The sequence below is a fragment of the Streptomyces sp. BR1 genome (assembly GCF_052373795.1).
GTDB lineage: Bacteria > Actinomycetota > Actinomycetes > Streptomycetales > Streptomycetaceae > Streptomyces.
On the sequence record NZ_CM126252.1, the window covers coordinates 2140147 to 2166405 of the forward strand.

The following is a 26259-nucleotide window of genomic DNA, read 5'->3' on the forward strand; positions in this document are numbered from 1 at the left end:
TCAGAACAGGCTCTTGCGGGACTTCGCCCGCTCCACCCGCTTGGGAAAGAGCGTGTAGCTCAGCGCGATGACCAGGTTGATCCCGATCAGCCACACCATCCGCTGCTGCCACATCCGCAGCGACCCGATCTCCCCGTCCCCGCCCACGTACCAGATCGCGCCCTGCAGCAGCGCGATCGCGATCACGGCGGCCAGCACCCAGCGGCCCGCCGTGCGCCACTCGTGGACCGCGCGGGCGGTGCCGCCCGCCGGGGCCTTCGGCGGGCGCGGCCCGCCCGCGAAGCGGTGGGCGAACCACGCGTCGCCGCGCTTCACCAGATGGTGGCCCATCGCCACCGAGAAGCCGAGGTACACGGCGGCGAGGCCGTGCTTCCAGTCCGGCTCGGCGCCGTTCCTCAGGTCGATCACGGTGACGACGAGCAGCAGCAGTTCGAGCAGCGGCTCGCACAGCAGCACCGCCACCGACGCCCTCGGCATCCTCGCGAAGTAGCGCAGCGCGAGGCCACCGGCGAGCAGCACCCAGAAGCCGGCCTCGCAGATGACGATGAGTGTGACGATCACGGTGTCTCTCCTCGTTCGGACTCCCTTCCAGCGTCCGTGCGGGATCGGGCCCGTTCGTCGTCGGCGGTGAGGAATCGGCACTGCATCCTTCGATGTACCGCCGTCTCGGCCGGTACGGGGACGTCCGGGCCGCCGGCCCCGTGTTTCATGGGAGCGTGAAACGTTTTCCCCGCCCGCACCGCGACGACGTGCGGATCGCCGTCGTCGGGCTGGCCGGCGGTCTGGTGCTGTGGGGGCTGCGGCTGGTCTCCGGGGGCAGTGGGCTGCTCGGCTGGGGCTGGTCGCTGGTGCCGCTCGCGGTGACGGCGGGCCTGGAGCTGCTGCGCCGCACCCGCCCGCGGGCCGCCCTGGTCGGCGGTACGGCCATGGTGGTCGCCGACCAGTTCACCGCGGGGAACCTGGCCACGGTCCTGATGTTCACGGACCTCGTCTACGCGGCCGTCCTGTACGGCACGCCCACCGCCGCCCGCCGCATCCCGGTCACCACCGGACTGGTCACCGTCGCCCTGACCATCGGCTTCCTCGCCTGGTTCCGCACCCCGCAGGCCCTGCTCATCGGCATCGTCACCGGGCTCGTCTTTCTCGCGCCCGCCACCACCGGCGCGCTGGTCCGCAACCACCGCGACGCGGCCGAGACGGCGACGCTGCGCGCCGAGCAGACCGCGCTGCTCGCCGAGATCGACCGCGCCCAGGCGGTGGTCGCCGAGCGCGCCCGGATGGCCCGCGAGCTGCACGACATGGTCGCCAACCACCTCTCCGCCATCGCGATCCACTCCACCGCCGCGCTCTCCCTGGACGATCCGGCGACCACCGGCCGGGCGCTCACCGTGATCCGCGAGAACAGCGTGGCGGGGCTCGCCGAGATGCGCCGCCTGATCGGGCTGCTCCGGGACAGCGGCGCCGAGAGCGAACCGGCCGCCGCGCCCACGCTCGCCGGGCTCGACGCACTGCTCGAACGGGCCCGTGCCAACGGCGCTTCCAGCGGGCTCGACTTCGCGCTCGACGACACCCGGCCACCGGGCGCCGCGCTGCCCGCCCCGGTCGAGCTCGCCGCGTACCGGATCGTCCAGGAGTCGCTGACCAACGCCCTCAAGCACGCCTCGCCGGGTACGGTCACGGCGGAGCTCGCGCACACCTGGCGGGCGCTCACGGTCCGGGTGACCAGCCCGTACGGCGACCGCCCGGGGCCGCGCGCGCCCGGGTCGGGGGCGGGTCTGGTGGGGATGCGGGAGCGGACCGCGCTCCTTGGCGGGACCTTCGAGTCGGGCCCGGAACCGGGCGCCGACGGCGGCAGGATCTGGCGGGTGTGGGCCGAACTGCCCATCACGGAAGGCGAGTCGAGCGTATGACGATCCGGGTACTGGTCGCCGAGGACCAGTCGTCGGTACGGGCCGGTCTGGTGCTGATCCTGGGCAGCGCCCCCGACATCGAGGTGGCCGGGGAGGCCGCCGACGGCGAGGAGGCGGTGCGCCTCGCACGCGAACTGCGCCCGGATCTGGTCCTGATGGACGTGCAGATGCCGAGGCTGGACGGCGTGTCGGCGACCCGTCAGGTGGTCGCGGAACAGCTCGCGGACGTCCTGGTCCTGACCACCTTCGACCTCGACGAGTACGTCTTCGGGGCGCTGCGCGCGGGCGCCGCGGGCTTCCTGCTGAAGAACACGGAGGCGAAGGACCTCATCGAGGCGGTGCGGACGGTGGCGCGCGGCGAGGGCCTGATCGCCCCGGCGGTCACCCGCCGCCTGATCGCGGAGTTCGCGGCGCCGACCGTTTCGAAGGCCCCGGCCGAGCCTCCGGCCGCGCTGGACACACTCACCCGCCGCGAGCGCGAGGTACTTTCGTGCCTGGGCGAGGGCCTTTCCAACGCCGAGATCGCCGTACGTCTGGAGATGGCGGAGGCCACGGTGAAGACGCATGTCAGCCGTCTGCTGGGAAAGCTGGAGCTGCGCAGCAGGGTCCAAGCCGCGGTTCTGGCCCAGGAGTTGGGGATATAGCGAAAGCTTCCGGCCGTTGGTCTGGACCTCTTGACGATTGGTCCAGACCTTCCTACGCTCACGGCACTGCTGTGTGAGCGTGCCACGACATCCGTGTGCTCACCGGACGGAGCAGGGTCCCACCCCCACACCCGTCGGACCTCACTCAGGGAGTCTCCCTTGAGCACTGCACCACGCCTGCGCACCCGCTTGAGATCGAGAGCGACCGCGGCCCTGACCGCGCTGGCACTCCCCCTGGCCGCGCTCGTCGGCCTGGCCGCCGCGTCCCCCGCCGAGGCCGCCGCCTCGGCCACCGCCACCTACGCCAAGACCCAGGACTGGGGCTCCGGCTTCGGCGCCCAGTGGACCGTCAAGAACACCGGCACCACGACGCTCAGCTCCTGGACCGTGGAGTGGGACTACCCCTCCGGTACGTCCGTCACCTCGTTCTGGGACGCGGACGTCACCCGCAGCGCCGACCACTGGACCGCCAAGAACAAGTCGTACAACGGCACGCTCGCCCCCGGCGCGAGCGTCACCTTCGGCTTCAACGGCGCGGGCTCCGGCGCCCCTTCGGGCTGCAAGCTCAACGGCGGCTCCTGCGACGGGAGTTCGACCCCGCCCGGCGACAACCCGCCCTCCGCACCCGGCACCCCGACCGCGAGCAACGTCACCGACACTTCGCTGAACCTGTCGTGGAGCGCGGCCACCGACGACAAGGGCGTCAAGAACTACGACGTGTACCGCGGCTCGACGAAGATCGCGACGGTCACGGGCACGACGTACGCCGATTCAGGCCTCACCGCCGGGACGACGTACTCGTACAGCGTGACCGCGCGCGACAGCGCCGACCAGACCGGGCCCTCCTCCGGCACGCTCACCGTCACCACCACGGGCGGCGGCTCCAACCCCGACCCCGGCTCCACGGTCAAGCTCGGCTACTTCACCGACTGGGGCGTCTACCAGCGCAACTACCAGGTGAAGAACATCGTCACCTCGGGCTCGGCGGCGAAGCTCACCCACATCAACTACGCGTTCGGCAATGTCACGGGCGGCCAGTGCGCCATCGGTGACGCGTACGCCGACTACCAGAAGACGTACGACGCCTCCTCCAGCGTCGACGGCACCGCCGACACCTGGGACCAGCCGGTCGCGGGCAACATCAACCAGCTGCGCGAGCTGAAGAAGAAGTACCCGAACCTCAAGGTGCTGTGGTCGTTCGGCGGCTGGACCTGGTCGGGCGGCTTCGGCGCGGCGGCGGCCAACCCGGCCGCGTTCGCCGACTCCTGCTACTCCCTGGTCAAGGACCCGCGCTGGGCCGATGTCTTCGACGGCATCGACATCGACTGGGAGTACCCGAACGCGTGCGGGCTCTCCTGCGACACCAGTGGTCAGGCGTCGCTGAAGAACCTGCTGGCGGCGCTGCGGGCCAAGTTCGGCTCCTCGGCCCTGGTGACGGCCGCCGTCACCGCCGACGGCTCGGACAACGGCAAGATGGACCAGGCGGACTACGCCGGGGCGGCGCAGTACGTCGACTGGTACAACGTGATGACGTACGACTTCTTCGGTGCGTGGGACGCGAAGGGGCCGACGGCTCCGCACTCGCCGCTCACCTCGTACGCCGGCATCCCGATCGCGGGCTTCAACACGGACGCGGCGATCCAGAAGTACAAGGTGAAGGGGATCCCGGCGGCGAAGCTGAACCTGGGGATCGGGTTCTACGGCCGCGGCTGGACCGGCGTCACCCAGGACGCGCCCGGCGGTACGGCGACGGGCCCCGCCCCCGGCACGTACGAGCAGGGCATCGAGGACTACAAGGTCCTCAAGAGCTCCTGCCCGGTGACCGGAACGATCGCGGGCACGGCGTACGCCCACTGCGGCACCAACTGGTGGAGCTACGACACCCCGTCGACGATCGTGGGGAAGATGTCGTACGTGAAGACGCAGGGCCTCAAGGGCGCGTTCTTCTGGGAGTTCAGTGGCGACACGCCAAACGGCGAACTGATCTCGGCGATCGATTCCGGGTTGAGGTAGCCCCAGCTACGGCCCCGGGTGGACGGCCCGTCCCCGTTCACCCGGAGCTACCAGGGGCGCGGGGAACTGCGCGACAAGCCACCCACGGTCCGCAGCCGAACCGACAGGTCAGGCCACGTTCACCCGTTGGCCGGGCGGTGCCGCCTCCAGCCACGCCAGAAAGCCCGTCAGCGCGTCCTCGCTCATCGCGAGTTCGAGGCGCACGCCCCGATGCGTACAGCCGAGCACGATCGCGTCGGACAGGAGCGCCAGCTCCTCCTCGCCCGCGGGCTGGCGCCGGGCGACCACCTCGATGGCGGACCGCTCAAGAAGACGGCGCGGCCGAGGCGCGTACGAGAAGACGCGGAACCACTCGATACGGTCGCCGCTGTAGCGGGCCACCCCGTACACCCAGCCCTTGCCCCCGGGGTCGCCCCCCTCCGGCACATCCCAGCGGAGACTGCAGTCGAAGGTCCCGCCGGAACGCTGGATCAGGCGTCGGCGCAGACCGAAGACGAAGAGTCCCACCAGTACCAGCGCGACAACCACGCCGCCCACAAGCAGAACGAGGGTCATCTCCACCGACCTCCTCGCTCCATTCGGGGCCGGGGGATCGCCCCGGTCTCACTGTGCCTGCATCGCCTCAGCCGCGGCCGGGTCCGGAAAATTCCAGACCCGTGACCGCGGCTGAGGGCAAAACTGTTCGGCGGGGCGCTAGCGCACCGACACCGTACGCAGCCGGACCTCGGCGCGCCGCTCGGCGACGGCGTCCTCGGCCGACTTGGCGCTCTCCAGCGCGCGCTCGGCACGCTGGACGTCGATCTCGTCCGCGAGCTCCGCGATCTCCGCGAGCAGAGAGAGCTTGTTGTCCGCGAACGAGATGAACCCGCCGTGCACAGCGGCGACGACAGTGCTGCCCTCGCTCGTACGGATGGTCACCGGGCCGGACTCCAGCACTCCGAGGAGCGGCTGGTGACCGGGCATGACGCCGATGTCGCCGGACGCGGTGCGCGCGACGACCAGGGTGGCCTCGCCGGACCAGACACTACGGTCCGCGGCGACGAGCTCGACGTGCAGCTCAGCAGCCAAGGTGGGCTCCTCGGGTCACCACCCGGCGGTTACTGCCGGGTGTTGGGTCACAAGTCTAGTAGGGCCCGGAGCACGAATGTGTCAGGGCCCGCCCCGGCCTCTCGGCCGGGGGTCCGGGGGTTGGCCCCCGGGAGGTGCAGCGTGGGCGTACGGAGAGGGGCGGGACCGGCCCGCCCCTCTCCGCCGAAACGCGACTCTTACGAGTCAGGCGATTCAGGAGACGCCCAGCTCCTTGGCGTTGGCCTTCAGGTCCTCGATGCCACCGCACATGAAGAACGCCTGCTCGGGGAAGTGGTCGTACTCACCGTCGCAGATCGCGTTGAACGCGGCGATCGACTCGTCGAGCGGCACGTCCGAGCCGTCCACGCCGGTGAACTGCTTGGCGACGTGGGTGTTCTGGGACAGGAAGCGCTCGACGCGACGGGCGCGGTGGACAACGAGCTTGTCCTCCTCGCCCAGCTCGTCGATACCGAGGATCGCGATGATGTCCTGGAGGTCCTTGTACTTCTGCAGGATCCCCTTGACACGCATGGCGGCGTTGTAGTGGTCCGCCGCGATGTACCGCGGGTCGAGGATGCGGGACGTCGAGTCCAGCGGGTCCACGGCCGGGTAGATGCCCTTCTCGGAGATCGGACGGGAGAGAACCGTCGTCGCGTCGAGGTGGGCGAACGTGGTGGCCGGGGCCGGGTCGGTCAGGTCGTCCGCGGGGACGTAGATCGCCTGCATCGAGGTGATCGAGTGACCACGGGTCGAGGTGATGCGCTCCTGGAGGAGACCCATCTCGTCGGCCAGGTTCGGCTGGTAGCCCACCGCGGAGGGCATACGGCCGAGCAGGGTCGACACCTCGGAACCCGCCTGGGTGTACCGGAAGATGTTGTCGATGAAGAAGAGGACGTCCTGCTTCTGGACGTCACGGAAGTACTCCGCCATCGTCAGACCGGCCAGGGCGACCCGAAGACGCGTGCCCGGGGGCTCGTCCATCTGGCCGAAGACGAGCGCGGTCTTGTCGATGACGCCGGAGTCCGTCATCTCCTCGATGAGGTCGTTGCCCTCACGGGTACGCTCACCGACGCCCGCGAACACCGACACACCGTCGTGGTTGTTGGCGACACGGTAGATCATCTCCTGGATGAGCACCGTCTTGCCGACGCCGGCGCCGCCGAAGAGGCCGATCTTTCCACCCTTGACGTACGGGGTGAGAAGGTCGATGACCTTGACGCCGGTCTCGAACATCTCGGTCTTCGACTCGAGCTGGTCGAAGTTCGGGGCCTTGCGGTGGATCGCCCAGCGCTCGGTGACCTCGGACTCGGCCTCGGGCTTGTTCAGGATCTCGCCAAGGGTGTTGAACACCTTGCCCTTGGTGACATCGCCGACCGGCACCTTGATGCCGTCGCCGGTGTCGACCACCGCGGCCTGGCGGACCAGACCGTCGGTCGGCTGCATCGAGATGGTGCGGACCAGGCCGTCGCCCAGGTGCTGGGCGACTTCCAGGGTCAGCGTCTTGAGCTTGCCGTCCTCGGCCGGGTCGGCCACCTGGACGTGCAGCGCGTTGTAGATCTCCGGCATCGCGTCGACGGGGAACTCCACGTCGACGACCGGGCCGATGACCCGGGCGACGCGGCCCGTGGCAACGGCCGTCTCAACTGTCGTCGTCATTACTTGTCACTCCCCGCGGTCGCGTCGGCCAGGGCGCTCGCGCCACCGACGATCTCGCTGATTTCCTGGGTGATTTCGGCCTGGCGGGCCGCGTTGGCAAGCCGGGAGAGGCTCTTGATGAGCTCCCCGGCGTTGTCGGTCGCCGACTTCATCGCGCGGCGGCGGGCGGCGTGCTCGGAAGCGGCGGCCTGCAGCAGCGCGTTGTAGATGCGGCTCTCGACGTAGCGCGGCAGCAGGGCGTCGAGGACGTCCTCCGCCGACGGCTCGAAGTCGAACAGCGGAAGGATCTCGCCCTTCTTGCCGCTCTCCTCCTCGACCTGGTCCAGCGACAGCGGCAGCATCCGGTTGTCGACCGGCGTCTGCGTCATCATCGACACGAACTCCGTGAAGACGATGTGCAGCTCGTCCACGCCACCCTCGGCCGTGTCCGTCTGGACGGCCTCGATGAGGGGGGCGGCCACCTGCTTGGCGTCCGCGTACGTCGGGCTGTCGGTGAAGCCGGTCCACGAGTCCGCGACCTTGCGCTCACGGAACCCGTAGTAGGCGACACCCTTGCGGCCGACGATGTACGTCTCGACCTCCTTGCCCTCGCCGCGCAGCCGCGCGGTGAGCTGCTCCGCCGCCTTGATGGCGTTGGAGGAGTAGCCGCCGGCCAGACCGCGGTCGCTCGTGATGAGCAGGACCGCGGCCCGGACCGGGGACTCGGCCTCGGTGGTGAGCGGGTGCTTGGTGGTCGAACCGTTCGCCACCGCGGTCACCGCGTGGGTGAGCTCGGTCGCGTACGGCTTGGAGGCGGCCACCTTGCGCTGCGCCTTGACGATGCGCGAGGCGGCGATCATCTCCATCGCCTTGGTGATCTTCTTGGTCGCGGTGACGGATCGGATGCGACGCTTGTAGACCCGGAGCTGCGCTCCCATGAGTCAGGTCCCTTCCGTCGTCACTTGCTGGTGGAGACCGGCGCGTCGTCGCCCAGGAGCTTGCCGTCCGAGGTCTCGAACTGGCGCTTGAAGGCAGCGATGGCGTCGGCGATCGACTGCAGCGTGTCGTCCGACATCTTGCCGCCCTCGACGATCGAGGTGAGGAGCTCCTTGCGCTCGCGGCGCAGGTACTCCAGCAGCTCGGCCTCGAAGCGGCGGATGTCCTCGACCGGGACGTCGTCCATCTTGCCGGTGGTACCGGCCCAGACGGAGACGACCTGCTCCTCGACCGGCATCGGCTGGTACTGGCCCTGCTTCAGCAGCTCGACCATGCGCTTACCGCGCTCAAGGGACGCCTTGGAGGCCGCGTCCAGGTCGGAACCGAAGGCGGCGAACGCCTCCAGCTCGCGGTACTGGGCGAGGTCGACACGGAGTCGGCCGGAGACCTGCTTCATCGCCTTGTGCTGGGCCGAGCCACCGACGCGGGAGACCGAGATACCGACGTTCAGGGCCGGACGCTGGCCGGCGTTGAACAGGTCGGACTCCAGGAAGCACTGGCCGTCGGTGATGGAGATGACGTTGGTCGGGATGAACGCCGACACGTCGTTCGCCTTGGTCTCGACGATCGGGAGGCCCGTCATCGAACCGGCACCCATGTCGTCGGAGAGCTTGGCGCAGCGCTCCAGCAGACGCGAGTGCAAGTAGAAGACGTCGCCCGGGTAGGCCTCGCGGCCCGGCGGACGGCGCAGCAGCAGCGACACGGCGCGGTAGGCGTCGGCCTGCTTCGACAGGTCGTCGAAGATGATCAGGACGTGCTTGCCCTGGTACATCCAGTGCTGGCCGATGGCCGAACCGGTGTACGGCGCAAGGTACTTGAAGCCGGCCGGGTCGGACGCCGGGGCGGCGACGATGGTCGTGTACTCCAGCGCGCCGGCCTCTTCCAGGGCACCGCGCACCGAGGCGATGGTGGAGCCCTTCTGGCCGATGGCGACGTAGATGCAGCGGACCTGCTTCTTCGGGTCGCCCGTGCGCCAGTTGTCGCGCTGGTTGATGATCGTGTCGACGGCCAGCGCGGTCTTGCCGGTCTGACGGTCGCCGATGATCAGCTGACGCTGGCCGCGGCCGATCGGCACCATCGCGTCGACGGCCTTGTAGCCGGTCTGCATCGGCTCGTGGACCGACTTGCGGACCATGACGCCCGGGGCCTGCAGCTCAAGGGCGCGGCGGCCGTCGGTCTCGATCTCGCCGAGGCCGTCGATCGGGTTGCCGAGCGGGTCGACGACGCGACCCAGGTAGCCCTCGCCGACGGCGACGGACAGGACCTCGCCGGTACGGGTGACCGGCTGGCCCTCTTCGATGCCGCTGAACTCGCCGAGGACGATCGCACCGATCTCGCGCTCCTCAAGGTTGAGGGCGAGACCGAGGGTGCCGTCCTCGAACTTCAGCAGCTCGTTGGCCATCGCCGAGGGAAGGCCCTCGACCTTGGCAATGCCGTCGCCGGCAAGGCTGACCGTACCGACCTCCTCGCGCGAGGCCGCGTCCGGCTTGTACGACTGGACAAAGGTCTCCAGCGCGTCCCGGATCTCCTCCGGCCGGATCGTGAGCTCCGCCATCTGGGTTCCCTGCTCTCCTTGTTGGGCCCGAAGTTTCTTTGGGGGTCTGGGGGCCGACCCCCAGGAATCTTCTGCAATCTCTGCACGGCCCAACCGGGCCGCTGGTGATGCTTGTTGAGTTGGTGACGCTGCCGGAGCAGGTCAGCCGGCCAGCCGCCGGCTCGCCTCGTCGAGACGCTCCGCGACGGTCCCGTCGATGAGCTCGTCACCGACGCGCACCGAGATCCCGCCGAGGACCGTCGGGTCCACGTCCAGGTTCAGGTGCATCTGGCGGCCGTACACCTTCGCCAGAGCGGCACCGAGGCGCTGCTTCTGGGCGTCGGTCAGCGGCACCGCCGAGGTGACGACCGCGACCATGCGGTCCCGGCGCGCCGCGGCGAGCTTGGAAAGGGACTCGAGGCCCGCTTCCAGGCTACGTCCACGGGACTGGGTCACAAGCCGCGTGACGATCCGCTCGGTGGCCGCGTTCGCCTTGCCGCCCAGCAGGCTGCGCAGCAGCTCGCCCTTGGCGGACGGCGCGGCGGCGCGGTTGGTCAGGGCGGACCGCAGCTCGGTGTTCGAGGTGACGATCCGGCCGAACCGGAACAGCTCGTCCTCGACGTCGTCCAGCGCGCCGGACTGCTGCGCCGCGGTGAGGTCGGCGGTGTTCGCCAGCTCCTCCAGCGCGTCCACCAGGTCGCGCGAACGCGACCAGCGGGAGCGGACCATGCCGCTCACCAGGTCGGCGCTCTCGCCGCCGACCTGGCCGCCGAGGATGCGTCCGGCCAGCTCGGCCTTGGCCTCGCCGGCCTGCGCCGGGTCGGTCAGGACCCGGCGCAGCGACACCTCGCGGTCGAGCAGCGCGGTGACGGCGGCCAGCTCACCGGCGAGCTTCGCCGCGTCGACGGACGTGTTGTCCATCAGCGCGTCGAGCTGCTCGCGTGCGGCAGCCAGTGCCTCGCGGCTCGCTCCGTTCATCGCGTGGCCTCGGCCTTCGCCGCGCTGTCCTCAAGACCCTCGAGGAAGCGGTCGATGGTGCGGCTCTGCCGGGCGTGGTCCTCAAGGGACTCGCCGACGAGCTTGCCGGCCAGGTCGGTGGCGAGCTTGCCCACGTCCTGACGGAGCGCGTGCGCGGCGGCCTTGCGGTCCGCCTCGATCTGGGCGTGACCGGCAGCGATGATCTCCTCACGCTGCCGCTGGCCTTCCGCCCTCATCTCCTGGATGAGCGCGGTGCCCTGCTCGGTCGCCTCCTGGCGCAGGCGGGCAGCCTCGTGGCGGGCCTCGGCGAGCTGGGCCTTGTACTGCTCCAGCACGCTCTGAGCCTCGGTCTGCGCGGCCTCGGCCTTCTCGATACCGCCCTCGATGGCCTCGCGACGCTCGTCCAGAACCTTGTTGATGTTCGGGAGGAGCTTCTTGGCGAGGAAGCCGAAGACGATGACGAAGGCGATCAGGCCGATGACGAGCTCAGGCCACGGCGGAACGAGGGGGTTTTCCTTGCCCTCGGCCGCCAGCTGAACCATGGTGAGGTTCACATCAGTGCCTTTCGTCGGATCGGTCTAGTCGTCGTTCGTCTTAGTAGACGAACGGCATGACGAGGCCGATGAGGGCCAGCGCCTCACAGAACGCGAAACCGAGGATCTGGTTGGCGCGGATCAGGCCGGCCGCCTCGGGCTGACGGGCCATGGCCTGGGTGCCGTTACCGAAGATGATGCCGACGCCGACGCCGGGGCCGATCGCGGCAAGGCCGTAACCGACGGAGCTGAGGGAGCCGGTGACGCCATCGGAAGCAGCAGCGAGGATCTGGGACATGCCAGTTCTTCCTTCTCTTTCACGGACCGGTGGGGGTTGGCCACCGGACGACTGGGGGGTTTTGAGTGGGCGGGCGGTCAGTGGTGCTCGGCGACGGCGCCCTGGATGAAGCTGCAGGCCAGAAGCACGAACACGTACGCCTGGACGGCCTGGATGAAGAGCTCGAAGCCGGTCATCACGACGACCATCACGAACGACACACCCGAGTAGGCGATACCGATGCCGTTGAGCATGTACCAGCTGGCGATCGTGAAGAGCAGCAGCAGGGTGTGACCGGCGAACATGTTCGCGAAGAGTCGCACCGCGTGGGTGAAGGGGCGCACGATCACGTTCGAGAAGAACTCGATGACCATGACCATCGGCAGCACCGCGCCGAGCGACTTGTCGTACCCCGTGAGGTTCTTGAAGCCGCCGATGAAGCCGTGGCGCTTGAACGTGAGGCTCATCCAGACGATGTAGACGATCCCCGCGAGAGCCGCCGGGTACGCGATGATCGACGTCACCGGGAACTGCGCGACCGGAACGATCGACCACAGGTTCATCATCCAGACGAAGAAGAACAGCGAGACCATGAGGGGAACCCACTTCTCGCCCTCCTTCTTGCCGATCGTCTCGTAGACGATGCCGCGGCGTACGAAGTCGTAGCCCGCCTCGGCGACCATCTGGAGCTTGCCGGGGACGACCTTCGGCTTACGGAAGGCGGCCCAGAAGAAGCCGAGGATGATGACCGAACCCAGCAGGGCGAGCAGCATCGGCTTGTTGAAATAAACGCCGTTGCCGTCCGCGTCGCCCCAGAGAGGCTTGAACAGGAACGAGTGCAGGCCCGGACCCTCGAAGCCACCGCAGTCCTGGAACAGGTGGCAACTGGTGTCGAAAGCGAGCTGCGTCGGGTCAGCACTCACCGCGGGCTCCTTCAGCGTGGCGCATAGGTACGGCAACCTCGTTGTGTCGGCGCGGCGCGCAGCCGCGGTTCGGCACTGGACTGGTGTTACGGATGATGGGGCGGCGGTCGGGCATCGAGCCTCGCGATCGAGCAGGCGTCAGCTCAGATGCCCGCGTCCGCAGTGCCGCAGTTGGCACCGGACGATAGCAGGGTCTCGAACTCGCATTTATCCCGCCCCTACCCTTCACGACGAAGACCCGGACTTCTCGGGCTTGTGGCCCTCCGAATCCGGCTCCACGTAAAGGATCTTGGCCTTCATGTGCGCACGCGCCTGCATGCCGATCCAGACGAGGGTCAGCGCGACGAGCGTGGCGGCGAATGCCTTGGGGTTGAACAGCGTCGTGTTCTTGAAGACCGCGACGAAGATGAAGAGCAGCAACAGCTGAGCCGTGTACAGCATCAGTCCCATGCCCTGGAACAGATGCGGCAGATTCCGCGCCGTACGTTGCAGGACGATGAGCCCGATCCCCATGAATGCGATGACCACGACCGTCGCGATGGCGGCGCCGATGGCTCCCTTGCCGCCCGCGACCACGGAGCTGATCACGACGGCGAGTGCGCCGGCGGCAGCGGTGGGTACGGCGGTCTGAAGGAGGGTGCGGGCGTCGTTGGACGGCATGGCGGCAGCTCCGCTTACTGGTGGGGGCAGGGTGTCGTCATGGACGAGCGTAGGCCCCGGCCGAGGTGTGATCCCTCGGGCCAATGGGCCGTCGCACTACGGTCCTTCGGCTCTGTTGCCGGGTCTCGTGAACCGTATCACAAACTATTTGATGAGGTCTTTACCATGACGGTGTGCTGCCCGTCACACATGAGAGTGAACCTGCGCGCATGTGCAAAACGGGCGGCAACTTGTCTGGTATTGGGACCCCGTGCGGCAATTCGTCAGCGTGACGCACTCGTCTTCCGTCGGTCGGGGAAGCGCGAACGGGGGCCGACGGCGGTCGCTCCGTTGACGCCGGAGACACCCGCGCCGACCGGCGTGCGCTCCTCTTCCGTCCCGTCCCGCTCATCCGCACCACCGGCCCCGGCGGAGGCGGCGGCGAGCCGCGTACGGCGCCGGTAGCGCGGCGGGACGAACGCCTCGGCCCAACGGGGCGCGCGCGGCGTGAAGCGCGGCAGCAGGAGCAGCACCAGACCCACCGCGCTCAGCGCGACGATCAGGAACACGATCCACATCGACGCCGAGTGCACCGAGTACGCCACCGCACCGAAGGAGAGCAGCGCCGACCAGAAGTACATGATCAGCACGGCCCGGCTGTGCGAGTGGCCGATCTCCAGGAGGCGGTGGTGCAGATGCCCGCGGTCGGCCGCGAACGGCGACTGGCCCTTCCAGGTGCGGCGCACGATCGCGAGCACCAGGTCGGTCATCGGCAGCGCGATGATCGTCAGCGGCAGCAGCAGCGGGATGAAGACCGGCAGCATCGCGTGGGTGGCCGCGCGCTCGCCGCCGACGAACAGGTTCATCGAGTCGGGGTCGACCTGCCCGGTGATCGAGATCGCACCCGCCGCGAGAACCAGGCCGATCAGCATCGAGCCGGAGTCGCCCATGAAGATCCGCGCGGGGTGCATGTTGTGCGGCAGGAAGCCCAGGCACATGCCCATCAGGATTGCCGCGAAGAGGGTGGCCGGGGCCGCGGCCTCGATGCCGTAACCGAACCAGATCCGGTACGCGTAGATGAAGAACGCCGCCGAGGCGATGCAGACCGTGCCGGCGGCGAGGCCGTCGAGGCCGTCCACGAAGTTCACCGCGTTGATGGTGATGACCACCAGGGCGACGGTCAGCAGCGTGGACTGCCAGGAGGTCAGCGAGACCGTGCCGATGCCGGGGATCGGCAGCCACAGGATCGTCAGACCCTGCACGACCATCACACCCGCGGCGATCATCTGGCCGCCGAGCTTGATCAGGGCGTCGATCTCGAACTTGTCGTCGAGGACGCCGATGATCCAGATCAGGGCGGCGCCGGAGAGCAGCGCGCGCGGCTCGTTGGACCGCTCGAAGACGCCGTTGAGGCTGTCGAGGTGGTCGGCGACGAGCAGACCCGCGCACAGACCGCCGAACATGGCGATACCGCCGAGCCTCGGCGTCGGCTCCCGGTGCACGTCGCGCGCACGGATCTCCGGCATCGCACCGGTCGCGATGGCGAACTTCCGCACCGGCCCGGTCAGCAGGTAGGTCACCGCGGCCGTGACGCACAACGTCAGCAGGTATTCACGCACGGGCTGCCCCAGAGGTATCGCTGGCCATCTCAGCCCCACACACTAGCTTCGCGACCACATGGTTGAGGACATGCGGGTACACGAGATGGTTGCAGTCAACCCCGTCTAGTGCGCGTAAGGAGGGAACCTTTCGGCCAGTTCGCGCACTTCGGCACGGATGTCGGGCTCCTCGCGCAGCGCCGCCGAGAACAGCACCGCGATCCTCGCCATCTCCGCCTCGCCCATCCCCTGGGTGGTCACGGCGGCCGTGCCGAGCCGGATGCCACGGGCGTCGTCGTACGGCAGGGCGCAGGTGTCGAGCACGATCCCGGCGCCCGCGAGCCGGCCCCGGGCGCTGCGGCCGTCGACGCCGAGCGGCGCCGGGTCGGCCAGGATCAGGTGGGTGTCGGTGCCGCCGGTGACCAGCGAGAACCCCTCGGCGGCGAGCCCGGCCGCGAGCACGCGCGCGTTGGCGACCACCTGATGGGCGTACCCGGTGAACGCGGGTGTCGCCGCCTCGCCGAACGCGACCGCCTTCGCCGCGATGGTGTGCATCTGGGCGCCGCCCTGGGTGAAGGGGAAGACCGCCCGGTCGATGCGGGCCGCCAGCTGTTCGCCGCACAGCAGCATCCCGCCGCGCGGGCCGCGCAGCACCTTGTGGGTGGTCGCGCAGACGACGTCCGCGTACGGGACGGGGTTGGGCGCCGCTCCCCCGGCCACCAGGCCCATGGGGTGCGCGGCGTCCGCGATCAGATACGCCCCCACCGCGTCGGCGACCTCGCGGAAGGCCGCGTAGTCGATGTGGCGCGGGTAGCAGATCGAGCCGCAGACGATCGCTTTCGGACGATGGCGCTCGGCCAGCTCGGCGACCTCGGCGTAGTCGATGATCCCGGTCTCCGGGTCGACGCCGTAGCCCACGAAGTCGAACCACCGCCCGGAGAAGTTGGCGGGCGAGCCGTGCGTGAGGTGTCCGCCGTACGGGAGGCCCATGGCGAGGACGGTGTCGCCCGGCCGCAGGAGCGCCGCGTAGGCCGCGAGCACGGCCGAACTGCCGCTGTGCGGCTGGACGTTGGCGTGCTCGGCCCCGAAGAGCGCCTTGGCCCGGTCCACCGCGATCCGCTCGGCAACGTCGACGACTTCGCAGCCGCCGTGGTGGCGGGCGCCCGGGTAGCCCTCGGCGTACTTGTTGCTGAGCCGGGAGCCGAGCGCCGCGAGGACGGCGGGCGAGGTGAAGTTCTCGGCGGCGATGAGCTGGAGGGACGCGCCCTGGCGGGCCTCCTCCGCGAGCAGCACCTCGGCGATCTCGGGGTCCTGGCGCCGCAGGGCGTCGAGCGCCCCCTCGGGGGCCTTGGCGGGGGCTTGCCCGCGGGCGGCGGATACGGCTGCGGTGGTGACCGTCATCGGGGTCTCCGGGCCTGGCAGGGGGCGTGGGGGCGTCAGATCCAATGTAGGCCGCCGCGTGCCCCCGCGCCCGGCGGATTCACGTCTCCCCTGCGCGCGCCGGGCGCGGACGAGGCCCCGCGCAACCCTCCTGGCGCCGCCTGCGGGCCTTTCGGTACGCGACCGGTACGCCGGGGCCGACACGGGGCCGACAGCCCGTCAGAGCGGCGCATGGCCCATTACGCGTCAGTGCGGCGCCGACACACCCGTGAGCGCCGTGACCACCGGCTCCAACGCCGTGTTGATCTCGTCGCCGATCGAGCGGAAGAACGTGATCGGGGCGCCGTACGGGTCGTTGACCTCGTCCGCCTCGGCGCTGGGGGCCAGCAGCCAGCCGCGCAGGGCGGCCGCCGCGCGCACCAGGGCGCGGGCGCGCTCGACCATGCCCTCGTCCGGGTCGGGCAGCGTCGCCGGGTCTATGGCGCGCACCAGGCGGGTGAACTCCTTGAGCGTGAAGGTGCGCAGCCCCGCCGAGTGGCCCATCGAGATGACCTGGGCGCGGTGGTCGCGGGTGGCGGTGAGGACCAGGTCCGCGGTGATGACGTGCTCGTCCAGGAGCTCGCGTCCGGTGAAGCCGGAGGCGTCCGCGCCGAAGTCGGCGAGGACGGCCGCCGCGTTGGCCTCCATCGGGGCGCCCTCGTGGCCCCAGGTGCCCGCGGACTCCACGATCAGGCCCCCGGTGTACGGGTCGCCGAGGCGGTCGCAGAGGGCATGCCGCGTCAGCCGCTCGGTGATGGGCGAGCGGCACACGTTGCCGGTGCTGACGTGGAGGATGCGGAAGGTGGTGCCGGTGATCCCGGTGCCTATGCCACGCCCCGTCTCAGGGGCTGTCAATTCGCCACCTCGAGGTCGGGTACCACCTTGCGCAGCTCGTCGGCGTCGAGCGCGCCCGCGCGCAGCAGCACCGGGACCTTGCCCGTGACGTCCACGATCGACGACGGGACGATGCCCGGGGTCGGGCCGCCGTCCAGGTAGACCGAGACGGAGTCGCCCAGCATCTCCTGCGCGGCGTCGCAGTCCTCGGGAGCCGGGTGCCCGGTGAGGTTGGCGGAGGACACGGCCATCGGGCCGACCTCGGTCAGCAGCTCGATGGCGACCGGGTGCAGCGGCATCCGGATCGCGACCGTGCCCCGGGTGTCCCCGAGGTCCCACTGCAGGGACGGCTGGTGGCGCGCGACCAGCGTCAGGGCGCCCGGCCAGAACGCGTCCACGAGCTCCCACGCCTGCTCGGAGAAGTCCGTGACCAGGCCGTGCAGCGTGTTCGGGGACCCGATGAGCACAGGGGTGGGCATGTTGCGGCCGCGCCCCTTGGCGTCCAGCAGGCCGGCGACGGCCTCGGAGCTGAACGCGTCGGCGCCGATGCCGTACACGGTGTCCGTCGGGAGGACGACGAGTTCGCCGCGGCGCACTGCGGAGGCGGCCTCACGCAGACCGGTCGTGCGGTCGGTCGCGTCGTTGCAGTCGTATCGCCGAGCCATTTAACGGGCCTCCTCGTACACGTACGCGGTCTCGAAGCAGGTAAGGGTCAGGACGGTCACGGCAGGGCCTTGCGGGCCGTGGCGAAGCGCGGGCGGTTGTTCAGGTCGGGGTGGTCGGCCGCGTCCGCCCAGCCGGCCTCCTCGTTGAAGATCCACGGAACCTGGCCGCCCTGGGTGTCGGCGTGCTCGATGACGACGAGCCCGCCGGGCCGCAGGAGGCGGTGCGCGGTGCGCTCGATGCCGCGGATGGTGTCAAGGCCGTCCTCGCCGGAGAACAGGGCGAGTTCGGGATCGTGGTCCCGGGCCTCGGGGGCGACGTACTCCCACTCGGTGAGCGGGATGTACGGCGGGTTGGAGATGACCAGGTCGACCTGGCCGTCGAGCTCGGGCAGCGCGCTCAGCGCGTCGCCCTGGTGCAGCACGACCCGCGAGCCCTCGACGTTCTTGCGGGTCCAGTCGAGCGCGTCCTCGGACAGTTCCACCGCGTGCACCCGCGAGCGGGGCACCTCCTGGGCCATGGCGAGCGCGATCGCGCCGGAGCCGGTGCACAGGTCCACGATGAGCGGCTCGACCACGTCCATGGCGCGCACGGCGTCTATGGCCCAGCCGACGACCGACTCGGTCTCGGGGCGCGGCACGAAGACGCCGGGGCCGACCTGGAGCTCCAGATAGCGGAAGAACGCGCGGCCGGTGATGTGCTGGAGCGGCTCGCGCGCCTCGCGCCGGGCGACCGCCTCCCAGTAACGGGCGTCGAAGTCGGCGTCCTTGACGAGGTGCAGCTCGCCCCGCTTCACCCCGTGGATGTGCGCGGCGAGCTCTTCCGCGTCGAACCGCGGTGAGGGCACGCCGGCGTCGGCCAGCCGCTGGGTGGCCTGCGCCACCTCCGCGAGCAGCACACTGCGGGGGCCTGGGGTTCGCCCCCCAGAATGTTGCGGCACGCTGGTCCTCCGGGCTGCAATGGGCCTCCCCTTGCTCAACGAGCCCGGGGAAGTACGGGGTGTCTTACGGGTGTCAGCTCGCCGCGGCGAGCTTGGCGGCGGAGTCGGCGTCGACGCAGGCCTGGATCATCGCGTCCAGATCGCCGTCGAGCACCTGGTCCAAGTTGTACGCCTTGAAGCCCACGCGGTGGTCCGAGATGCGGTTCTCGGGGAAGTTGTACGTGCGGATCTTCTCGGAGCGGTCCACGGTACGCACCTGGCTGCGCCGGGCGTCGGCGGCCTCCTGCTCGGCGGCCTCCTGGGCGGCGGCGAGCAGCCGGGAGCGCAGGATGCGCATGGCCTGCTCCTTGTTCTGGAGCTGGCTCTTCTCGTTCTGGCAGGACGCCACGACACCGGTGGGCAGGTGCGTGATGCGCACGGCGGAGTCGGTCGTGTTGACGGACTGGCCGCCGGGGCCCGACGAGCGGTAGACGTCGATGCGCAGATCGTTCATGTTGATCTCGACGTCGACCTCCTCGGCCTCAGGCGTGACCAGCACACCGGCGGCGGAGGTGTGGATGCGGCCCTGCGACTCGGTGGCGGGCACGCGCTGCACGCGGTGCACCCCGCCCTCGTACTTCAGCCGCGCCCAGACGCCCTGGCCGGGCTCGGTGGCACCGTTGCCGCCCTTGGTCTTCACGGCGACCTGGACGTCCTTGTAGCCGCCCAGCTCGGACTCGGTGGCGTCGATGATCTCGGTCTTCCAGCCGACGCGCTCGGCGTACCGCAGGTACATCCGCAGCAGGTCGCCGGCGAACAGGGCCGACTCGTCGCCGCCCGCGCCCGCCTTGATCTCCAGGAGCACGTCCTTGTCGTCGCTGGGGTCGCGCGGGACCAGGAGAAGGCGCAGCTTCTCGGTCAGCTCGTCGCGCTGCTTGTCCAGCTCCTTGACCTCGGCCGCGAAGTCGGGGTCGTCGGCCGCGAGCTCCTTGGCCGTCTCGATGTCCTCGCCGGTCTGCTTCCAGGAGCGGTACGTGGCGACGATCGGCGTCAGCTCGGCGTAGCGCTTGTTGAGCTTGCGCGCGTTCGCCTGGTCCGCGTGGACCGACGGGTCGGCGAGCTTCTTCTCCAGATCGGCGTGCTCGCCGATCAGTTCCTCGACCGCCTCGAACATCGGGGGCTCCTGGTTCAGTGAAAAATGTGGCTGCGACAGACGGCAAAGCGCCGGTCCCGGCCACCCCGCGCGGGGGCAGCCGAAGACCGGCGCAGTGGCTCGCTACTTGGCGGAGCCGGCAGCCTTGCCGAAGCGGGCCTCGAAGCGGGCCACACGGCCACCGGTGTCGAGGATCTTCTGCTTGCCCGTGTAGAACGGGTGGCACTCGGAGCAGACCTCGGCACGGATGGTGCCCTCGGCGAGGGTGCTACGGGTGGTGAACGACGCGCCACAGGTGCAGCTGACCTGCGTCTCGACGTACTCGGGGTGGATGTCGCGCTTCAAGGGTGTCTCCTAGTTCATGGAGGGCGCCGGGTCGTCCGCGCGGGGATGCGCGCACGTGAACCGGGGCCGACGTACCAGTCTGCCAGGACTGGCCGTATCTCCCAAAACCGGGGTCGGCCCCGTTCTATTCCACGACGGCCCTGCGGCGGCGAAACCGCAGGTCAGCCCGTTTTGACCACGTTTCCGGCGTCACCCTTGTCACCCGCGGAGTCCTTCGTCGCGGAGGCCGGGATCGGCAGGTCCTTGCGCAGCGCGTCCCAGACCTGCTCGGACTGGGCCTGCTGGGGCAGGACGCGGTTGGGGTCGGCCGGGTCGTACATGACCGGCAGCGTGACCATCTTGACGTTCTCGGAGCCGAGGCCCTTGAGGCCGTTGCCGAAGCCGATCAGCGCGTTGATGGAGCTGAGGTCGGAGTCGGTGGTGATGGCCTTGGTGGCGGCGTTGGCGAGCCCGTAGAGCTTGGTGGGGCTGTGGAAGACGCCGACGCCCTTGACCCGCTCGATCAGCGCCTTGATGAACGCCTGCTGGAGCTGGATGCGGCCGAGGTCGGAGCCGTCGCCGACGCCGTGCCGGGTGCGGACCAGGCCGAGCGCCTGCTCGCCGTTGAGGTTGTGCTTGCCGGCCGGCAGATCGAGGTGGCTCTTGTTGTCCTTGATCGGCTTCGCGGTGGTGACGGGGACCCCGCCGAGCTCGTCGATGAGCTTCTTGAAGCCGGTGAAGTCGACCTCGATGTAGTGGTCCATGCGGATGCCGGACATCTGCTCGACCGTCTTGACGGCGCAGGCGGGCCCGCCGACCTCGTACGCCGTGTTGAACATCTGGCGCTTGCCGCCGGGGTCGGTCTTGCCGTCCGGGGTGGCGCAGGAGGGCCGGGTGACCAGGGTGTCGCGCGGGACCGAGACGACGCTGGCCGTCTTGTGGCCCGGGTACACGTGCACGATCATCGCGGTGTCGGAGCGGGCTCCCCCGTCGTCCTGCCCGTACTCCTTGTTGGCCCCCGCCCGGGAGTCGGAGCCGAGGACCAGGATGTCCATGGATCCGTTGTCGACGTTCTGCGGGCGGTCGGTGCCGAGCTGGGCGTTGATGTCGACGCCCTTGATGTTGCCGTTGAGCTTGAAGTAGACGTAGCCGAGGCCGACGCCGCCCACCATCACGACGCCCGCCGCGGACCATGCCGCGATCTTCAGCGCACGGCGGCGCGGGGGGCGCTTGTGGCGCCTGCCGCGGCCACCGCCGGATATATGGGCGCTGCCGCTCTCACTCTGGTCGGCCATGTTCTCCTCAGTCCTCGCAGCTCCTGGTACCCCCCGCCCTGTCGGTCAGGCACGGTTTGTCGACACTTGTCAGACGGAGAAGCACCAAGAAGGGTTGCACAGGGTTCTAAGAAGGCCCTAAGAGCGACCGGAGCGTGTGGTGAAGCTCTCGCACTGCCTCATGAGCCCATGATGGGTCCGTTACGCGCGAAACGCCCCCCTCACCGAGGTGAGGGGGGCGTTTCGACGAAGCCGGGGCGACGACGTCAGTCGTTGCCGTTGCCCGGGGTCGTCTTCTGGATCTGGAGCAGGAACTCCGCGTTGGACTTCGTCTGCTTCATCTTGTCCAGCAGGAGCTCGATCGCCTGCTGCTGGTCGAGCGCGTGCAGCACCCGGCGCAGCTTCCAGACGACGGCCAGCTCGTCGCTGCCGAGCAGGATCTCTTCCTTGCGGGTGCCCGACGCGTCCACGTCCACCGCCGGGAAGATGCGCTTGTCGGCGAGCTTGCGGTCGAGCTTGAGCTCCATGTTGCCGGTGCCCTTGAACTCCTCGAAGATCACCTCGTCCATGCGCGAGCCGGTCTCCACGAGCGCGGTGGCGAGGATGGTCAGCGAGCCGCCGTCCTCGATGTTGCGCGCCGCACCGAAGAAGCGCTTCGGCGGGTAGAGCGCGGTCGAGTCGACACCACCGGACAGGATGCGGCCGGAGGCCGGGGCCGCCAGGTTGTACGCACGGCCCAGACGGGTGATCGAGTCGAGCAGCACGACCACGTCGTGGCCGAGCTCCACGAGGCGCTTGGCGCGCTCGATGGCGAGCTCGGCGACCGTGGTGTGGTCCTCGGCCGGGCGGTCGAAGGTCGAGGAGATGACCTCGCCCTTGACCGACCGCTGCATGTCGGTGACCTCTTCCGGACGCTCGTCGACCAGGACGACCATCAGGTGGCACTCGGGGTTGTTGTGCGTGATCGCGTTGGCGATCGCCTGCATGATCATGGTCTTGCCGGTCTTCGGCGGGGCCACGATCAGACCGCGCTGGCCCTTGCCGATCGGCGACACGAGGTCGATGATCCGCGTGGTCAGCACGCCCGGGTCGGTCTCCAGACGGAGCCGGTCCTGCGGGTAGAGCGGGGTGAGCTTGTTGAACTCCGGGCGGCCGCGGCCCGAGTCGGCCGCCATGCCGTTGGAGGAGTCCAGGCGCACCAGCGCGTTGAACTTCTCGCGGCGCTCGCCGTCCTTGGGCTGGCGGACCGCGCCGGTGACGTGGTCACCCTTGCGCAGACCGTTCTTGCGGACCTGGGCGAGCGAGACGTACACGTCGTTCGGGCCCGGCAGGTAGCCGGAGGTACGGATGAACGCGTAGTTGTCCAGGATGTCCAGGATGCCCGCGACGGGGATCAGGACGTCGTCGTCCGCGACCTGCGGCTCGGCGCCGAACTCCTCGCGGCCACCACGGCGCCCGCGACGGTCCCGGTACCGGCCACGGCGGCCGCGGCGGCCCTCGTCGTCGAAGTCGTCCTGCGGGCCGTTGTTCTGCTGGCCCTGCTGGCCGCCCTGGCGCTGCTGGCGCTGGCCGCCCTGGCCCTGCTGGTCGTCGCCCTTGCCGCGGTCGCCGCGCTGGCGGTCACCGCGCTCGCCCCGGTCGCCGCGCTGGCGGTCCCGGCGCTCGCCGCGCTCGCCACGCTCACCGCGGTCGCGGCGCTCGCGCCGGCCCTCGGCGGCGTCCACGGCGTCCGCGGCCTTGGCCTCGGGCTGTGCGTCCGTCTTCGACTCGGCCTTGACGTCGGCCTTCGCCTGCGGCTCGGCCACGGCGGTCGACGACTCCGGGGAGCCGGCGGCGGCGGTCGCACGACGGCGGCGGCGCTCACCGACGGGCTGGTCGTCGCCCTGGTCGGAGGCCTTGGCGGACGGCTGGCCGGGGATCTCGATCTGCTGCTGGGCGGCAGGCTTCTCGGCGGCCTCGTCCCCCGTACGGGCCTTGGAGGTGGCGCGGCGCTTCGGCTTGGTCTCGCCCGCGTCGGCGCTCTTGGCCGGAGCGGAGGAGCCGCTGCCTGCCTGCGCCTCCTTGATGACCTCGATCAGCTGGCTCTTGCGCATCCGCGCGGTGCCCCTGATGCCGAGGCCGGACGCGACCTGCTGCAGCTCGGCCAGGACCATGCCGTCGAGGCCGGTGCCGGAGCGGCGGCGCCGTGAGGTGGTGCCCGAGGCAGCACCTGCGGCGGGCGCGGCGCTGTCGACAGAAGTGTCGGCTGTCACGCCCATCAGATCGGTGGTGTCGCTCACGAAGGGTCCTTCCCTGGAGCGGACGTCGGCCTGTCTGGCTCGGCGACCGGTTGTGCTGTCCGAACATGGCCCGTGACCTGGGGTCACTGACCGTGCCGGGGCGGTGGTCCGCCGCGTACGGCGGAGAGATAAACGTGCGTGGGGTCCGGCCCGAGTTCCCCTACTCGGCCCCCTGGGAAAAGCGGGGGGTGTCGTGCCGGTTCCGGAGCGTGCTCGGAAACTGCTCAGGCAGGCTGCGCAGGCAGTTTGGGAGGCTCCCGGAAGAATGGCGGTCCCTGAAGGGGACACGAAGCACCGCGCCACAATGACGACCGATGCAGACTTGAGGTTAACACTACCGGATCCAACAAACATTCCCCCTCTCGTTCACCGGCAAGCCGCGCGCCCCCTCCGCCTGGCCCTATGAGCCCAGCGGCAGGACGCTCGCGCCCGGGGCGTCGAGGCGGAGCCGGTTCGCGGCCCACCCCTCACCTGCCAGCCGTGCGACCTTGTCGGCCGCACCGTCCTCGACCAGCGCGAGCACCGTGGGGCCCGCGCCGGAGATGACTGCGGGGACGCCGTCCGCGCGCAGCCGGTTGACCAGCGCCACACTCTCGGGCATCGCCGGTGCCCGGTATTCCTGGTGGAGCCGGTCCTCGGTGGCCGGGAGCAGCAGCTCGGGGCGCCTGGTCAGCGCCTCCACGAGCAGTGCGGCACGCCCGGCGTTGGCCGCCGCGTCCACATGCGGGACGGTACGCGGCAGCAGCCCCCTCGCGGTCTCCGTCAGGACCGGCCTACCCGGTACGAAGACCACCGGAACGATGGAATCCGCCGGGTCCATCCTGATGGCCCGCGCCGCTCCCCCCTCCATCCAGGAGAGCGTGAACCCGCCGAGCAGACAGGCGGCGACGTTGTCGGGGTGGCCCTCGATCTCGGTGGCCAGTTCGAGCAGCGCCGCGTCGTCGAGCCTCGCGTCGCCGCCTATCGTCACCGCGCGCGCCGCGACGATGCCGGCGCAGATGGCGGCCGACGAGGAGCCCAGGCCCCGGCCGTGCGGGATGCGGTTGGCGCAGACGACCTCAAGTCCCCGCGGCTGCCCGCCGAGCAGGTCGAACGCGGTGCGCAGCGAACGTACAAGAAGGTGGCTCTCGTCGCGGGGCAGCGTCTCGGCGCCCTCGCCCGCGATGTCGATGTGCAGGCCGGAGTCGGCGACGCGGACGACCACGTCGTCGTACAGCCCCAGTGACAGGCCGAGGGAGTCGAAACCCGGGCCGAGGTTGGCACTGGTGGCGGGAACGCGCACCCGTACGGCGGCGGCGCGGAATGCGGGACCGGCCATCGCTCTGATGACTCTCCTTGTGAGACTGCTGCGAGGTTTTCGAAGAGGTACCCAAGGCCCGACGGCCACGTGGGCAACTGCACCGCGGCATATGCGGCGGGGCGGGTTGGGTACAGCCTATCGAAGGAAGGTTCTGTGGCGACATAGGGCGCACAGGAGGCGCACGATGCGTGTCGCGAGCCCCCTGTGCCCCTACGTGCCGTGTTGTGCGGGTTTATGCCCGGGGCGCATGCAGAGCGCCCCGCGCGGAACCCGTACGACCTGATTACACCAGGCCCAGGCGCTGTGCGGCAGTAGCCGCGTCCACCGGAACCGTGACCGGCTGCGGGGCGCCCGCGACGGCCCAGTCCGGGTCCTTCAGGCCGTTTCCGGTCACCGTGCACACGATCTTCTGGCCCGGGTCGACCAGACCCTGCTCGGCGGCCTTCAGCAGACCGGCGACCGACGCGGCCGACGCGGGCTCCACGAAGACGCCCTCCTGAGAGGCCAGCAGCCGGTAGGCGCGCAGGATCTCACGGTCCGTCACCTCGTCGATGAGACCGCCCGATTCATCGCGCGCGGCCACCGCGAACTCCCACGACGCGGGGTTGCCGATGCGAATCGCGGTGGCGATGGTCGAGGGGTCCTTGACCACTTCGCCGCGCACGATCGGCGCCGAACCCGAGGCCTGGAAGCCCCACATACGGGGCGTGCGAGTGGACACCTTGTCCGCCGCGTACTCCCGGTACCCCCGCCAGTACGCCGTGATGTTGCCGGCGTTGCCCACGGGAAGGACGTGGATGTCGGGCGCGTCGCCCAGCGCGTCCACGATCTCGAACGCGGCGGTCTTCTGGCCCTCGATTCGGACCGGGTTGACCGAATTGACCAGCGCCACCGGGTAGTTGTCCGAGAGGTTGCGCGCCAGCGTGAGGCAGTCGTCGAAGTTGCCGTCCACCTGGAGGATCTTCGCGCCGTGCACCAGCGCCTGGCCCATCTTGCCGAGCGCGATCTTGCCCTGCGGCACCAGGACGGCACACACCATCCCGGCGCGTACCGCGTACGCGGCGGCCGAGGCGGAGGTGTTGCCGGTGGAGGCGCAGATGACCGCCTTCGCGCCCTCCTCCTTCGCCCGGGTGATGGCCATGGTCATACCGCGGTCCTTGAAGGACCCGGTGGGGTTGGCACCCTCGACCTTGAGGTGCACCTCGCAGCCCGTGCGCTCGGAGAGCACCTGCGCGGGCACGAGCGGCGTACCGCCCTCGCGGAGGGTGACGACCGGGGTCGTAGCGGAGACGGGGAGCCGGTCCCGGTACTCCTCGATGATTCCGCGCCACTGGTGGGTCATTGCT

Annotated in this window: 25 protein-coding genes; 3 read left to right on the plus strand and 22 right to left on the minus strand. The window is 69.9% G+C overall.

Going from position 1 to position 26259, the window contains the following annotated elements; all coding sequences use genetic code 11:
- Positions 1-561 (minus strand): hypothetical protein, encoded by a 561-nt coding sequence (locus ACT1U9_RS08885; protein ID WP_444537809.1) that lies wholly within the window; start codon positions 559-561, stop codon positions 1-3.
- Between the two features lie 155 nt (positions 562-716).
- Here ACT1U9_RS08885 and ACT1U9_RS08890 point away from each other — a divergent pair, with 155 nt between their 5' ends.
- From ACT1U9_RS08890 to ACT1U9_RS08900, 3 genes are all read left to right on the plus strand, one after another.
- On the plus strand, positions 717-1910 hold the full coding sequence (locus ACT1U9_RS08890) for a sensor histidine kinase (protein ID WP_444537810.1): 1194 nt from the start codon (positions 717-719) through the stop codon (positions 1908-1910).
- Complete coding sequence (locus ACT1U9_RS08895; RefSeq protein ID WP_444537811.1) at positions 1907-2554, plus strand: response regulator; 648 nt, start codon at positions 1907-1909, stop codon at positions 2552-2554. The genes ACT1U9_RS08890 and ACT1U9_RS08895 overlap by 4 nt, the downstream gene beginning before the upstream one ends.
- A gap of 159 nt (positions 2555-2713) precedes the next feature.
- On the plus strand, positions 2714-4567 hold the full coding sequence (locus ACT1U9_RS08900; protein WP_444537812.1) for a glycosyl hydrolase family 18 protein: 1854 nt from the start codon (positions 2714-2716) through the stop codon (positions 4565-4567).
- Positions 4568-4675: 108 nt separating this feature from the next.
- Here the strand turns inward: ACT1U9_RS08900 and ACT1U9_RS08905 are convergent, their stop codons facing one another.
- From ACT1U9_RS08905 to thrC, 21 genes are all read right to left on the minus strand, one after another.
- The gene (locus ACT1U9_RS08905) at positions 4676-5122 is read right to left on the minus strand and encodes a DUF2550 domain-containing protein (RefSeq protein WP_444537813.1); all 447 of its coding nucleotides are present in this window, start codon (positions 5120-5122) and stop codon (positions 4676-4678) included.
- Positions 5123-5260: 138 nt separating this feature from the next.
- A complete protein-coding gene (locus tag ACT1U9_RS08910) occupies positions 5261-5635 on the minus strand; it encodes a F0F1 ATP synthase subunit epsilon (RefSeq protein WP_188275736.1) in 375 nt (124 codons plus the stop codon).
- 213 nt (positions 5636-5848) lie between these two features.
- Positions 5849-7291: a F0F1 ATP synthase subunit beta gene (gene atpD / locus ACT1U9_RS08915; protein WP_444537814.1), complete on the minus strand. Its 1443-nt coding sequence runs from the start codon at positions 7289-7291 to the stop codon at positions 5849-5851.
- Entirely contained in the window at positions 7291-8208 is a 918-nt protein-coding gene (locus ACT1U9_RS08920; RefSeq protein WP_444537815.1) for a F0F1 ATP synthase subunit gamma, read from the minus strand. The genes atpD and ACT1U9_RS08920 overlap by 1 nt, the downstream gene beginning before the upstream one ends.
- A 20-nt stretch (positions 8209-8228) precedes the next feature.
- Positions 8229-9821: a F0F1 ATP synthase subunit alpha gene (atpA, locus tag ACT1U9_RS08925; protein WP_444537816.1), complete on the minus strand. Its 1593-nt coding sequence runs from the start codon at positions 9819-9821 to the stop codon at positions 8229-8231.
- Positions 9822-9962: 141 nt separating this feature from the next.
- Positions 9963-10778: a F0F1 ATP synthase subunit delta gene (locus ACT1U9_RS08930; protein ID WP_444537817.1), complete on the minus strand. Its 816-nt coding sequence runs from the start codon at positions 10776-10778 to the stop codon at positions 9963-9965.
- Positions 10775-11320 carry a F0F1 ATP synthase subunit B gene (locus ACT1U9_RS08935; protein WP_188275741.1) on the minus strand — a complete coding sequence of 182 codons (546 nt, stop codon included), beginning with the start codon at positions 11318-11320 and terminating at the stop codon, positions 10775-10777. The genes ACT1U9_RS08930 and ACT1U9_RS08935 overlap by 4 nt, the downstream gene beginning before the upstream one ends.
- Before the next feature lie 52 nt (positions 11321-11372).
- Positions 11373-11609 carry an ATP synthase F0 subunit C gene (atpE, locus tag ACT1U9_RS08940; protein ID WP_188275742.1) on the minus strand — a complete coding sequence of 79 codons (237 nt, stop codon included), beginning with the start codon at positions 11607-11609 and terminating at the stop codon, positions 11373-11375.
- A gap of 77 nt (positions 11610-11686) precedes the next feature.
- Positions 11687-12511 carry a F0F1 ATP synthase subunit A gene (atpB, locus tag ACT1U9_RS08945; protein ID WP_444537818.1) on the minus strand — a complete coding sequence of 275 codons (825 nt, stop codon included), beginning with the start codon at positions 12509-12511 and terminating at the stop codon, positions 11687-11689.
- A gap of 225 nt (positions 12512-12736) precedes the next feature.
- The gene (locus ACT1U9_RS08950) at positions 12737-13171 is read right to left on the minus strand and encodes a hypothetical protein (protein ID WP_188275743.1); all 435 of its coding nucleotides are present in this window, start codon (positions 13169-13171) and stop codon (positions 12737-12739) included.
- Between the two features lie 263 nt (positions 13172-13434).
- On the minus strand, positions 13435-14769 hold the full coding sequence (locus ACT1U9_RS08955; RefSeq protein WP_444537819.1) for an MraY family glycosyltransferase: 1335 nt from the start codon (positions 14767-14769) through the stop codon (positions 13435-13437).
- A 105-nt stretch (positions 14770-14874) separates the two neighbouring features.
- Positions 14875-16149, minus strand: a complete 1275-nt coding sequence (gene glyA, locus ACT1U9_RS08960; protein ID WP_444537820.1) for a serine hydroxymethyltransferase — start codon at positions 16147-16149, stop codon at positions 14875-14877.
- 225 nt (positions 16150-16374) lie between these two features.
- Positions 16375-17022 (minus strand): arsenate reductase/protein-tyrosine-phosphatase family protein, encoded by a 648-nt coding sequence (locus tag ACT1U9_RS08965; RefSeq protein ID WP_444537821.1) that lies wholly within the window; start codon positions 17020-17022, stop codon positions 16375-16377.
- Positions 17019-17666, minus strand: a complete 648-nt coding sequence (locus ACT1U9_RS08970; protein WP_444537822.1) for an L-threonylcarbamoyladenylate synthase — start codon at positions 17664-17666, stop codon at positions 17019-17021. Before ACT1U9_RS08970 ends, ACT1U9_RS08965 begins: the two co-directional genes overlap by 4 nt.
- A 56-nt stretch (positions 17667-17722) precedes the next feature.
- Entirely contained in the window at positions 17723-18604 is an 882-nt protein-coding gene (prmC, locus tag ACT1U9_RS08975) for a peptide chain release factor N(5)-glutamine methyltransferase (RefSeq protein ID WP_444537823.1), read from the minus strand.
- Between the two features lie 73 nt (positions 18605-18677).
- Positions 18678-19757 carry a peptide chain release factor 1 gene (gene prfA, locus ACT1U9_RS08980; protein ID WP_361430440.1) on the minus strand — a complete coding sequence of 360 codons (1080 nt, stop codon included), beginning with the start codon at positions 19755-19757 and terminating at the stop codon, positions 18678-18680.
- 102 nt (positions 19758-19859) lie between these two features.
- Positions 19860-20081, minus strand: a complete 222-nt coding sequence (gene rpmE / locus ACT1U9_RS08985; RefSeq protein ID WP_188275749.1) for a 50S ribosomal protein L31 — start codon at positions 20079-20081, stop codon at positions 19860-19862.
- 161 nt (positions 20082-20242) lie between these two features.
- The gene (locus ACT1U9_RS08990; RefSeq protein ID WP_444537824.1) at positions 20243-21355 is read right to left on the minus strand and encodes an LCP family protein; all 1113 of its coding nucleotides are present in this window, start codon (positions 21353-21355) and stop codon (positions 20243-20245) included.
- A gap of 245 nt (positions 21356-21600) precedes the next feature.
- Positions 21601-23613 carry a transcription termination factor Rho gene (rho, locus tag ACT1U9_RS08995; protein WP_444537825.1) on the minus strand — a complete coding sequence of 671 codons (2013 nt, stop codon included), beginning with the start codon at positions 23611-23613 and terminating at the stop codon, positions 21601-21603.
- Between the two features lie 400 nt (positions 23614-24013).
- Positions 24014-24931, minus strand: a complete 918-nt coding sequence (gene thrB / locus ACT1U9_RS09000; RefSeq protein WP_444537826.1) for a homoserine kinase — start codon at positions 24929-24931, stop codon at positions 24014-24016.
- 265 nt (positions 24932-25196) lie between these two features.
- Positions 25197-26255, minus strand: coding sequence for a threonine synthase (gene thrC / locus ACT1U9_RS09005; protein WP_444537827.1), 1059 nt, complete (start codon positions 26253-26255; stop codon positions 25197-25199).
- Positions 26256-26259: the final 4 nt, after the last annotated feature.

Coding starts and splice junctions, on each gene's coding strand:
- ACT1U9_RS08895 (WP_444537811.1), top strand. CDS start 1,907: ATGACGATCCGGGTACTGGTCGCCGAGGACCAGTCGTCGGTACGGGCC.
- ACT1U9_RS08905 (WP_444537813.1), bottom strand. CDS start 5,122: ATGACCCTCGTTCTGCTTGTGGGCGGCGTGGTTGTCGCGCTGGTACTG.
- atpD (WP_444537814.1), bottom strand. CDS start 7,291: ATGACGACGACAGTTGAGACGGCCGTTGCCACGGGCCGCGTCGCCCGG.
- ACT1U9_RS08920 (WP_444537815.1), bottom strand. CDS start 8,208: ATGGGAGCGCAGCTCCGGGTCTACAAGCGTCGCATCCGATCCGTCACC.
- atpA (WP_444537816.1), bottom strand. CDS start 9,821: ATGGCGGAGCTCACGATCCGGCCGGAGGAGATCCGGGACGCGCTGGAG.
- ACT1U9_RS08930 (WP_444537817.1), bottom strand. CDS start 10,778: ATGAACGGAGCGAGCCGCGAGGCACTGGCTGCCGCACGCGAGCAGCTC.
- ACT1U9_RS08935 (WP_188275741.1), bottom strand. CDS start 11,320: ATGGTTCAGCTGGCGGCCGAGGGCAAGGAAAACCCCCTCGTTCCGCCG.
- atpE (WP_188275742.1), bottom strand. CDS start 11,609: ATGTCCCAGATCCTCGCTGCTGCTTCCGATGGCGTCACCGGCTCCCTC.
- ACT1U9_RS08950 (WP_188275743.1), bottom strand. CDS start 13,171: ATGCCGTCCAACGACGCCCGCACCCTCCTTCAGACCGCCGTACCCACC.
- glyA (WP_444537820.1), bottom strand. CDS start 16,149: ATGACGGTCACCACCGCAGCCGTATCCGCCGCCCGCGGGCAAGCCCCC.
- ACT1U9_RS08970 (WP_444537822.1), bottom strand. CDS start 17,666: ATGGCTCGGCGATACGACTGCAACGACGCGACCGACCGCACGACCGGT.
- prfA (WP_361430440.1), bottom strand. CDS start 19,757: ATGTTCGAGGCGGTCGAGGAACTGATCGGCGAGCACGCCGATCTGGAG.
- ACT1U9_RS08990 (WP_444537824.1), bottom strand. CDS start 21,355: ATGGCCGACCAGAGTGAGAGCGGCAGCGCCCATATATCCGGCGGTGGC.
- thrB (WP_444537826.1), bottom strand. CDS start 24,931: ATGGCCGGTCCCGCATTCCGCGCCGCCGCCGTACGGGTGCGCGTTCCC.
- thrC (WP_444537827.1), bottom strand. CDS start 26,255: ATGACCCACCAGTGGCGCGGAATCATCGAGGAGTACCGGGACCGGCTC.